The organism is Pseudomonas sp. (genome assembly GCF_037994325.1).
Lineage (GTDB): Bacteria > Pseudomonadota > Gammaproteobacteria > Pseudomonadales > Pseudomonadaceae > Aquipseudomonas.
Window position 1 is genome coordinate 1 of the sequence record NZ_JBBNAH010000047.1, and the last position, 10,525, is coordinate 10,525.

General features: G+C 61.5%; 12 protein-coding genes. 8 read left to right on the plus strand and 4 right to left on the minus strand.

The features are described 5' to 3' along the window. Both AAAB16_RS01405 and AAAB16_RS01410 read right to left on the minus strand, forming a co-directional pair. On the minus strand, positions 1-804 hold an 804-nt coding region (locus AAAB16_RS01405; protein WP_340661723.1), incomplete at its 3' end, for a rhodanese-like domain-containing protein. After that, on the minus strand, positions 801-1,409 hold the full coding sequence (locus AAAB16_RS01410) for a cysteine dioxygenase (RefSeq protein ID WP_340661724.1): 609 nt from the start codon (positions 1,407-1,409) through the stop codon (positions 801-803). The genes AAAB16_RS01405 and AAAB16_RS01410, both read right to left, overlap by 4 nt. Positions 1,410-1,518: 109 nt before the next feature. On the opposite strand from AAAB16_RS01410, the gene AAAB16_RS01415 reads away from it, so the two are divergent. The 8 genes from AAAB16_RS01415 (at position 1,519) to AAAB16_RS01450 (ending at position 9,778) form a co-directional block, all read left to right on the plus strand. After that, entirely contained in the window at positions 1,519-2,409 is an 891-nt protein-coding gene (locus tag AAAB16_RS01415; RefSeq protein WP_340661725.1) for a LysR family transcriptional regulator, read from the plus strand. A gap of 687 nt (positions 2,410-3,096) precedes the next feature. Further along, entirely contained in the window at positions 3,097-3,888 is a 792-nt protein-coding gene (locus AAAB16_RS01420; protein ID WP_340661726.1) for an ABC transporter permease subunit, read from the plus strand. 2 nt (positions 3,889-3,890) lie between these two features. Continuing rightward, positions 3,891-4,652 (plus strand): ABC transporter ATP-binding protein, encoded by a 762-nt coding sequence (locus AAAB16_RS01425; RefSeq protein WP_340661727.1) that lies wholly within the window; start codon positions 3,891-3,893, stop codon positions 4,650-4,652. Beyond that, the gene (locus tag AAAB16_RS01430; protein ID WP_340661728.1) at positions 4,649-5,845 is read left to right on the plus strand and encodes an acyl-CoA dehydrogenase family protein; all 1,197 of its coding nucleotides are present in this window, start codon (positions 4,649-4,651) and stop codon (positions 5,843-5,845) included. The genes AAAB16_RS01425 and AAAB16_RS01430 overlap by 4 nt, the downstream gene beginning before the upstream one ends. Further along, positions 5,845-6,780 carry a D-isomer specific 2-hydroxyacid dehydrogenase family protein gene (locus AAAB16_RS01435; RefSeq protein WP_340661729.1) on the plus strand — a complete coding sequence of 312 codons (936 nt, stop codon included), beginning with the start codon at positions 5,845-5,847 and terminating at the stop codon, positions 6,778-6,780. The genes AAAB16_RS01430 and AAAB16_RS01435 overlap by 1 nt, the downstream gene beginning before the upstream one ends. A 13-nt stretch (positions 6,781-6,793) precedes the next feature. Further along, positions 6,794-7,606, plus strand: coding sequence for a class II aldolase/adducin family protein (locus AAAB16_RS01440; RefSeq protein ID WP_340661730.1), 813 nt, complete (start codon positions 6,794-6,796; stop codon positions 7,604-7,606). Between the two features lie 9 nt (positions 7,607-7,615). Continuing rightward, complete coding sequence (locus tag AAAB16_RS01445) at positions 7,616-8,578, plus strand: ABC transporter substrate-binding protein (RefSeq protein WP_340661731.1); 963 nt, start codon at positions 7,616-7,618, stop codon at positions 8,576-8,578. Positions 8,579-8,581: 3 nt separating this feature from the next. Further along, complete coding sequence (locus AAAB16_RS01450; protein WP_340661732.1) at positions 8,582-9,778, plus strand: dipeptidase; 1,197 nt, start codon at positions 8,582-8,584, stop codon at positions 9,776-9,778. A gap of 142 nt (positions 9,779-9,920) precedes the next feature. Here the strand turns inward: AAAB16_RS01450 and AAAB16_RS01455 are convergent, their stop codons facing one another. After that, positions 9,921-10,307 carry an addiction module antidote protein gene (locus AAAB16_RS01455; protein WP_340661733.1) on the minus strand — a complete coding sequence of 129 codons (387 nt, stop codon included), beginning with the start codon at positions 10,305-10,307 and terminating at the stop codon, positions 9,921-9,923. A gap of 5 nt (positions 10,308-10,312) precedes the next feature. Then, positions 10,313-10,525, minus strand: a 213-nt coding sequence (locus AAAB16_RS01460; RefSeq protein WP_340661734.1) for a type II toxin-antitoxin system RelE/ParE family toxin, incomplete at its 5' end; no start/stop codon positions are given.

A 10,525-nucleotide genomic window follows, 5' to 3' on the forward strand; every position in this document is an offset into this window, starting at 1 on the left:
CTCCAGGCTCACCTGGCCGACGCCGGCTTTACTGGCCACCTGCTGCGCCGCATCACGGGCCTGTTGCAGATGCAGCGGCGTAGCCAATTCAAAACGGCGATTCTGCCCGTGCTCCAGGGTTTGCCCGGCCAGGGTCCAGCCGATGGTGCCGTTGCGCAGCGCTGCTACCGGGTTGCTGATGCCGGCGTTAAGCAATGATTGCGTGCCGATAATGCTGCGCGTACGCCCGGCGCAATTGACGATCACTTGTGTGCTCGGGTCCGGCGCCAACTCACGTACGCGCAACACCAACTCGGCCCCCGGCACGCTGATGGAGCCGGGAATGTTCATGGTCTGGTACTCATCAAAACGCCGCGCATCGAGCACCACCACATTGGCCTTGGCAGCGAGCAATGCCTGCACTTCTTCAGCCGCCAACGACGGTGTATGGCGCTGGCTTTCGACCAACTCGCCAAAGGCTTTGCTCGGCACATTCACATCGCGGAACAGCTCGCCACCGGCATCACGCCAGCCGCTTAAACCGCCTTCCAGCAAGGCTACATCGCTATAACCCAGGGCCGCCAAGCGCACGGCGGCACGCTCGGCCAATCCTTCGCCATCGTCATAGACGGTGATCGGTGTATGGCGGTGCGGTACGCGGGCGTAGATTTCCAACTCTAATTTCGACAACGGCACATTGGCCGCAAACAGCGGATGGGCTTCAGCGAACGGCGCCTCTTCGCGCACATCCAGCAGCGCCAATTCCTGGCGGGCGAGCAGGGCAGTGCGCAGGTCGGCATAACGGCGACGCGGGAATTCACTCATGGTGTGGGGTTCTCTTTCGACAGGTCCCAAATATTGGGCAAGTGGGCGTTGGAATAACCGGAGATAAAAGGCTTCTCGCTGCCATCGGCGAGGTACACCGCGCGCTGTACTGCGCCGATATTGCCGCCATAGACATGGATGCTCACCGAGGTGCGGTCGCTAAAGGCATTACGCACCTGGTGGATATCGCCAATACGTGGTGACACGGCTTCCACCTGACCCGGCAGCAAGCGCTGCGCCGGGCCTTCAAGGTGCAGGGCGCCGCTCTGGTCGCGGCGAAACCCTTGCGCGTCTTCGGCGCCGCGCAGCATGCCGATCAAGCCCCACACGCGGTGATCATGCACCGGGGTTTCCTGGCCCGGCCCCCAGACAAAACTGACCACGCTAAAGCGCTGCGCCGAGTCGACATGCAGCACGTACTGCTGATAGCGCTCGGGGCTGGGGTGGGCGAACTCATCGCTTAGCCAGTCGTCATGCTTGACCAACTCGCCCAGCAATTGCGCGCCACGATCCAGCAGTGCCGGCTCCTCCAGCTGCTGATCCAGCAGCTCGGCAAGGGCGCCGATAAAGCCGCGCAAACGAGCGACGTTGTTTGTGTGTGCCATGGTTCCCTCCGCTAATTTGATTCCGTTTGTGATGTTGCTATACACCCTGGAAGCGAAAGGTATTATTCTTATCTGGTATTTTTCCACTACTTTATTATGTGAAAAAAGAATGAAGATAGACGATATCGATGCATTCGTAGCAGTCATCCGTTCGCAGTCCATCAGCCAAGCCGCAGAAACCTTGCAGCTCACCCAGCCGGCCATCACCCGGCGGGTGCAGAACTTTGAGGACGACCTCGGCGCCAATCTGCTCGACCGCAACACCAAGCCGCTTAAGCCGACCTCACTGGGCATGCGCGTGTACGAGCAATGCTTGAACGTGCAGCGGGAAATGGGCGCGCTGCGTGAGCTGGTATTGAGCGATGCCGCGCCCACCGGCACCTTGCGTTTGGGCGTGCCGCAAACCATTGGCGATGTGGTATTGCTCGACGCCCTGAGCCGCCTGAAAACCCTGTACCCCGATTTGCAGGCGCAGGTCTCTACGGGCTGGGGCAGCCACTTGCTGGGCAAGATCGAGAACGGTGAATTGGACGCCGTGGCCGCGCTGTTTCCGGCCGGCAAAGTGTTTCCCGACGGCATGCTCGGGCGCTCGTTGGCGCGGATGAATTTGGTGGTGGTGGCGGCCAAGGGCGAAGTACGCAAACGCTCGTACAAGCTGGCCGACTGTTACCAGCGCGGCTGGGTGCTGAACCCCGATGGTTGCGGCTTTCGCGCCGGTTTGCAGCGGGCGTTGAGTGCCGAGGGATTATCGCTGAAGGTCAATCTGGAGACCTTTGGCACCGAGCTGCAACTGGGCTTGATTGCCAATGGGCTGGGTTACGGGCTGGTGCCGGCGCCGTTGTTGGAGAACAGCAGCCACCGGGAACGGTTGGAGATTGTGCCGGTGAGTGATTTCAAGCCGGTGATTGATTTGTGGTTGGTGCATCCACGGTTTTTGGGCAATTTGCAGGCGCCGGTGAGTGAGTTTGGTGAGATGGTGGCGCAGCGGGTGGCGACGTAAGGGGGCGGGCCCTTGAGCCACCGCTGAAGGTGCGGCGTGGGGTGTGCTGGGCGCACCAGCTTTTGGTTTTTCTTCGTAACCGCGAGTGCTGAACGTTTGGTTTCGCGCCTTACGCGCGAGTTTCTTTTTTCAGTCGCCAAAAAAGAAACCAAAAAGGCTTGCCCCTACCTTGGGTCTACGCTGCGCTCCGACTTCCCTCGCTCCGTCGTTGCTCCAGGGGTCGGCGTGCAGGGCCATCCATGGCCCCACGCCTTTCGCGGCTCCTGCCGCTCAACCCCCTGCACAACGACTCCGCTCGGCCTTGCGGTTAACGGGGCGAGTAGATCAACAGCTAGATCGACGGCCAGATCAAGATCAAAAGCTGGACCGAGTTGGCAGGGCGAACGCCGATCTGCTCCCCCCGCCTGCTTGTGGAGGGGAGAGCGGCTGGGGGGAGAGGGCAGGGGTTGGTACGCTGCTACCGGCTTCACCTGCAATATCTTTGATTTTGATGGCTTGCCGTGTAGCTACGGCAGCTAATAGTCGTCAGCCTTTAAAATGCTAATATTGCATATAGTGTGTTTATATAAATGCACCTATTCTATATTAGCTTAGAATCAAAACGAATTTCACGACGCTTTCTTATGTAGTTAGCATGGCTCGCCTAGGGTGTTGTTTAGCCCGGTTTGCTGATGATAAGGAGTGGTCATGTCGCTGCGTTTTCTCGCGCGTCTGCCGGTTTGGCGCAATGTGGCGGCACGGTTGGTGAGCCCGTTGGTGTTGTTGCTGCTGTGGGAGTTGGCGTCGCAGAACGGGGTGTTGCCGGCGCGAATTATCGCCGCGCCCAGTGCTATAGGCGGCACGCTGTGGCAGTTGCTGGCCAGCGGCGAGTTGGCGGGGCATTTGTGGGTGTCGCTGATTCGCGCGCTGTCTGGCTTGGCGATTGGCGTCAGCCTGGGCACGGTGTTGGCGTTGGTGGCGGGGTTGTCGCGCGGTGGCGAGTTGGCAATCGACTCGCCCATGCAAATGCTGCGTACCCTGCCTTTTCTGGCCATCGTGCCGTTGTTTATTTTGTGGTTCGGCGTGGGTGAAACACCCAAGATCGCCCTGATCGCCCTCGGTACGACCTTTCCTATTTACCTCACCTTGTTTGCCGGTATTCGTGGCTTGGACCCCAAGCTGATCGAGGCCGCCACCTTGTTTGGTCTCTCCCGCCGTGAGCGCGTGTGGCATGTGATTTTGCCGGGTGCCTTGCCGTCGTTTTTTGTCGGTTTGCGTTATGCCTTTGGCATCAGTTGGCTGGGTTTGGTGGTGGTTGAGCAAATCAATGCCACGGCCGGTATCGGCTACCTGGTGAACGATGCCCGCGACTTTATGCGCACCGACGTCATCGTGATTTGCCTGCTGGTGTACAGCGTGCTCGGCCTGGGTATCGACGCCCTGGTGCGTGGCCTGGAACGTTTCACTCTGGCCTGGCGGCCGGCGTTTATTGGGAGTTGAGCATGGCACGTGCTTCTTTAGCGGCGGCGGTGTCCGTGCGCCAGGCGGTTCGCCAGTTTGGTGAGCAGCGCATTCTCGATGGTTTGGATTTGGAGATCGGTGCCGGCCAGTTTGTCGCTTTGCTCGGGCGCAGCGGTTCCGGCAAGACCACGCTGCTGCGCGCGCTTGCGGGGCTCGACCAAATCGACAGCGGTCAGTTGCAGGTGCCCGAGGCCCGCGCCGCGGTGTTTCAGGAGCCCAGGTTGATGCCGTGGAAACGGGCCTGGCGCAATGTCAGCCTCGGTTTGCGCGGTGCCGAGCCGCGCGAGCGGGCGTTGGCGGCAATGGCCGAGGTGGGTTTGCAGCACCGTTTGCACGCCTGGCCAGGCACCTTGTCCGGTGGCGAGGCGCAGCGTGTGGCCTTGGCCCGCGCCTTGGTGCGTGAGCCGAAATTGCTGCTGCTCGACGAGCCCTTTGCTGCCCTCGATGCGCTGACCCGTTTGCGTATGCAGCAGTTAGTGCTGGAGCTATGGCGCAAGCACGAGCCGGCGGTGTTACTGGTGACCCACGACGTCGACGAAGCCGTGCTACTGGCTGACCGCGTATTGGTATTGGACCAGGGCCGTATCGTCGAAGACCTGGCCATCGCCCAACCCCGCCCACGGGAAATCGCCACCCGCAACCTGCAGGAAACCCGCCGTCATTTGCTCACGTTGCTTGGCGTTGAGGCGCCGTCTCAGCCTGAGCCGAGCCATTCTTTTTACCTGACCGGAACCCACCGATGACCTCTAGCGCCCAGCCTGCCGCAGCCTTGCAAGCCCGCCTGGATCTCGACAGCCCAGCCTTTGCCGAGCTGTTGGAAACCCTCAGCGCCGAGTTCGCTGCCAGCGCTGCGCACTACGACCGCCATAGCGAATTCCCCCACGCCAATCTCGAACGCTTGCAGCAGCACGATTTGCTCGCCTTGACGGTGCCGCGCGAGCTGGGCGGCAGTGGCGCAACCCTGGCTCAGGCGCGGCGCGTCATCAGCGCTGTGGCCAAGGGTGAGCCTTCCACGGCTTTGGTGCTGGTGATGCAGTATTTGCAACACACGCGCCTGCAAAAGAACCTCGCCTGGCCGGAATACCTGCGCCTGCGCGTGGCCCGTGAAGCCGTGGAGCAGGGCGCGTTGATTAACGCGCTACGCGTCGAGCCGGACCTTGGCACGCCGGCGCGCGGTGGTTTGCCGGGCACCCTGGCCACCCGTGTGCCGGATGGCTGGCGGTTAAATGGGCGGAAAATCTACTCCACCGGTATTCCCGGGCTGACTTGGCTGGCGGTGTGGGCGCGCAGTGATGACAGCGTGCCGCGCGTCGGTACTTGGCTGGTGCACCGCGATACGCCGGGCATTCGTATCGAAGAAACCTGGGACCACCTGGGTATGCGCGCCACCGGCAGCCACGATGTAATTTTCGACGATGTGCTGGTGCCTTTTGACCACGCTGTGGATGTGCTGCCGGTTGATGTGCCACGCACCTCCGAACTCGATCCCTCGGGGGTGTTGTGGCTGGCCGTGTTGCTCTCCAGCATTTACGACGGCGTGGCCCGCGCTGCCCGTGATTGGTTGGTGGCTTGGCTGCGCGAACGCACCCCCGCCAACCTCGGCGCGCCGTTGGCCAGCTTGCCGCGCTTTCAAGAGTTGGTCGGGCGCATCGATGCACTGCTGTTTTCCAACCGCGTGTTGTTGGATGCCGCTGCCGAAGGGCGCGTCGCCGCCAGCGAAGCCACGCAAGTCAAACACCTGGTCACCAACCAGGCGATCAAGGCAGTGGGGCTGGCCATCGAAGCCATTGGCAATCCAGCGTTGGCGCGCAGTAACCCGTTGGAACGGCATTACCGCGATGTGCTGTGCAGCCGCATTCACACCCCGCAAGACGATGCCATTCTCAGCGCCGTGGGCCGCGCTGCGTTTGCTCAGGCGCCGGGAGCGTTGGTCTGATGGTGCAGCGCATCGCCAGTCAATTGGAGTCGAGCTTTAACGCCGTGCTGCGCGACGCCTTGCCGGGTATCGACATCATCAACCTGCCCCGAGGCGTACCCAGCGATTTACCGGCTGACGTGCAGGTGTTGCTCGCTGCGCCGCACGCGGATTTTCGCGTTTCGCCACAACCGCCAATTGGCTGGCCCTATGGCCTGCAGCTGGTGCAGTTAATCAGCTCCGGCACCGACTTTTTCCCGCCCTGGCTGCTGGCTGGAACCGTGCCTGTAGCCAGCTCACGGGGCACCACCGCCGAGACCATTGCCGAATTTGTGTTGGCCAGTATTTTTGCCGCAGCCAAGCATTTGCCCGAGCTATGGATCGACGACGCCGAACGCTGGCAGCAACGCCCATTGGCGTCAGTGGCCGGCAGCACCTTGGCGCTGTTTGGTTTCGGTGCCATCGCCCGCAGCACGGCCATCAAGGCACAGGCCTTGGGCATGCAGGTGATTGCCGTGCGCCGTTCCGAGCAGCCATTTGATGTGCCTGGGGTGGAGCGCGCCAGCGATCTGCGCGAGCTATTTGCCCGCGCCGATCACCTGGTGTTGGCGGCGCCGGCGACCGCGAACACCCGCCATATCGTCAACGCTCAGGTGCTTGCGGCGGCCAAGCCAGGCCTGCACCTGATCAATATCGCCCGTGGTTCGCTGATTGATCAGCACGCCTTGCAGCAAGCTCTCGACAGCGGCCGCATCGCCCTGGCCAGCCTGGATGTCGCCGACCCTGAACCGCTGCCCGCAGGCCATTGGTTGTACCGCCACCCACGGGTGCGTTTGTCGCCGCATACCTCGGCCAACTCGCCGCAGGTGTACCTGAATATCGCCGCACTGCTGGCGCGCAATGTCGCCCATTTGCACAGCGGCCAGCCCCTAGAAAACGCCGTTACCGGCGACTGAAAGGATCAACCCCATGAGCGCCTTACCTCGGCCCACGGCCTACTCCCTGCAACGCGAAGGCTACACCGTGTACCGCTGGCAACACCCGCCGCAGCAAGCGACGTATGAAGCTGAACGCCTGCTGCGTCGCCAGCGCTTGGCCGCGTCGTTTCGCCTGTTTGCCCGCCACGGTTTCGACATGGGCGGCGCCGGCCATATCACCGTGCGCGACCCGGAGTTTCCCGAGCATTTTTGGGTCAACCCGGTGGGTGTGTACTTCGGCCATATCCGTGTTAGCGACCTGCTGCTGGTCAACCCCGATGGCGAAATCGTTGAAGGCGAGGGCTCACTGAATCTCGCTGCCTTTGCCATCCACGCCGCGCTGCATAAAGCCCGGCCCGATGTGGTCGCCGCCGCGCATGCCCACTCGCTGTATGGCAAAGCTTGGTCCAGCCTGGGGCGCTTGCTCGACCCGCTGACGCAAGACGCCTGCGCCTTCTACGAAAAACACGCGCTGTTCGACAACTTCAGCGGCGTGGTGCTGGAAGCCAGCGAAGGCGCGCGCATTGCCGACACCCTGGGCGCCCACAATGTCGCGCTGATTCTGCAAAACCATGGCCTGCTCACCGTTGGTGAAACCGTGGAAGCGGCGGTGTGGCGGTTTATCGCCCTGGACAATGCCGCCCATAGCCAACTACTGGCCGAAGCGGCTGGTACGCCCAAGCCCATTCCGCCTGAGGTCGCGCGGCATACGGCCGGCCAGGTCGGCACCGAATTTGGCAGCTGGTTTGCCCTGCAATCGCACTGGGATCGCCTGGTGCGTGAAGAACCCGATTTCCTGGACTAGAGGCCTGCTATGAACCGTCGTGAATTTATCCAGCGCTCGGCCATTGTCGGCCTCGGCGCGGCGCTGCCGTGGTCACTGGCCCACAGCGCTAATGCGTGGCAGGGCGCCAGCCTGCATGTCGCCACCTACAAGGGCGCGGCGCCAACCTTCTTTGCCGAAGCGGGCATTCAACCGCCGCCGTACCCGGTGAAATACGCCGAATTTACCGGCGGCAATCTGGCCTTTGAAGCGCTGGTCAGCGGCACCCTGGATATCGCGCCGATGAGCGAAATTCCGCCGATCTTTGGCATTAAAAACGACGCACCGGTAAAGCTGATTGCCGTGCTCACCGGCGACGTCAACAACCAGGCGATCATCGTGCCCAAGGGCTCGGCGATTGAAGACCTTAACCAGCTGCGCGGCAAACGCATCGGTTATATCCGTTCCACCACCTCGCACTTTTTGCTGCTTAAAGCGCTAAAGGAACAGGGCCTGACCTTTGCCGATATCACCCCCATGGCACTCACCCCGCAGGACGGTTTTGCCGCCTTCCAAAACGGCAACTTGGACGCCTGGGTGACCTACGGCTACTTCATTCAACTGGCCGAACTGCGCAGCGGCGCGCGAGTGCTGAAAACTGGCCAAGGTTACCTCTCCGGCAACTACGTGATTGCCGCCAACGCCGGCGCGATTGCCGAGCCGAAAAAGCACGCAGCGATCACCGATTACATCCTGCGCGAATACCAAACCTGGCAATGGATTCAACACAACCCTGAAGCCTGGGCGGCGAAAAGCGAGAAGATCCTTGGCATTCCCAAGGAGGTATTTATCGCCCAGTTCAAAGCGCAAAGCGGGCCGCGGGTTTTACAGCCGGTGGACGATGCGGCCGTGCGCTCGCAGCAAGAAGTGGCTGACCTGTTTTATGAAGTCGGCGTGCTGCCCAATGCCTTGGATGTTTCCTCCCTCTGGGACCGTAGTTTTCGCTGGGGTTAAACCATGACACGCCTTCGCCGCGCACTGGCGCTTACCGTGGCGCTAGCCGCCAATGCGCAGGCCAGCAACAGCGACGCCTTGCACCAGCGCCTGTTGGTGCTCGACAGCCACCTCGACACCCCTATGCAACTGGCCCGTCCGGGGTGGGACATCAGCCAACGCCACCGCTACGCCGATGACCTGTCCCAGGTCGACCTGCCGCGTATGCGCGAAGGCGGCCTGGACGGTGGCTTCTGGGCCATCTTTACCCCACAAGGCCCGCGCACCGACGAAGGCCGCACCCTGGCCAGCGAACATGGCTTGGCCGTGCTGACGCGCATCCGCGATATGGTCGCCAGCCACCCGCGCGATTTCGAACTGGCCTTGAGCGCAGACGATGCCCAGCGCATCGCAGCAGCGGGCAAACGTGTGGTGTTTATCAGCATGGAAAACGCCGAACCGCTGGCCGCCGACCCTGGTCGTTTGCTCACCTACCACCGGCTAGGCCTGCGCATGCTCGGCCTGGTGCACGCTGCCAACAACGACTTCGCCGACTCCGCCACCGCGCTACCCGAATGGCATGGCTTGAGCGACAAGGGCAGGGCGCTGGTGGCCGAGGCGAATCGGTTGGGCATTGTGCTGGATGTGTCCCATGCCTCGGACGCGGTATTTGACCAAGTGCTGGAACAGTCGACCGCGCCGATCATTGCCTCGCATTCCGGCAGCCGGGTGGTGGCGGCCAGCCCGCGCAACCTGGACGACGCACGCTTGCGGCGTTTGGCGGCCAAGGGTGGGCTGGTGTCGATCAACAGCTTTGGCAGCGACTTGATCAGCCGGCGGCCCAACCCGATGCGTGATAAAGCCTTGGCGCCGTTGTACCGCGAGTTTCGCAACGCGGCGGCGCTGAGCCCGGCACAGGTGGCGGATTTAGCCGCGCGCATTCGCCAGGCGGAAGCCGCGTATCCGCAGCAGCGGGCGAGCTTTGAGGATTTTATAAATCATCTGTTGCATGTGCTGGCAGTGGTGGGGCCGGAGCATGTAGGCATTGGCGCGGATTGGGATGGTGGGGGTGGAGTCGAGGGCTTGGCGGATGTCAGTCAATTGCCACGCATTACCGAACGGCTGGTCGCGGCGGGGTATAGCCAGAGGGATATCGGCAATATTTGGGGCGGCAACCTATTGAGGATTATCGAGCAAGCCCAACGTCACGCCGAACCCTAGGGTGTGCTGTGCGCACCGGCTGTTTTGGTGTTCTGTTTTACCGCGTTCGCTGAAGGTTTTGTTTCGCGCCTTACGCGCGAGGTACCTTTTGGCAGGCGCCCGGAATGCCGGCCCAGGCAAAAGTACGCCAAAAGGTCTGCCCCTACCTTGGCCCTTCGCTGTTGACCGGAGTTGGTGCTGGCGCTGGCATATCTACCGCTATGGGCTGCACGGTAAGTTCCACGCCCAGCGCTTTAAGCAGTTTGGTAACGGTTTCAAAGCGGGTTTTTTCGCCGCCTTTCAGCGTTTTGTAAAGGCTCTCTCGATTAACGCCGGCCGCTTGGGCGACTTTGTTTATACCTTGGGCTTTTGCGACGTCAGCCAGTGCTCGCATAAGAAGCTGTGGGTCGCCGGCCTTTATGACTTCGGCGAGAAAAGCACTGATTGCTTGCGGGCTGTCAAGGTGGCGCGATAGTTCAAATACGTCGAGGCCAGATGTGTTTATGTCGAGGATAGGCATGTCCTCAGGATTGAATTTGGATTCGCTCATTTCGCTTACCTCTGCAGTGCCTTTAGGATTGCCGTGGCTCGCCTGATGGCTCTCTGTTGATCAGTTTTATCGCTTCCCCAAAGCATCGTGTAGTGGGTCCGACTGTTACGCACAAAATAGGCTCTATAGCCAGGCCCGCTAAAAACGCGCATTTCGCTGATGCCTCCCCCTACCGGCTCGCAATCGCCGAAATGGCCTGTTTCGGCACGGTACAGGCG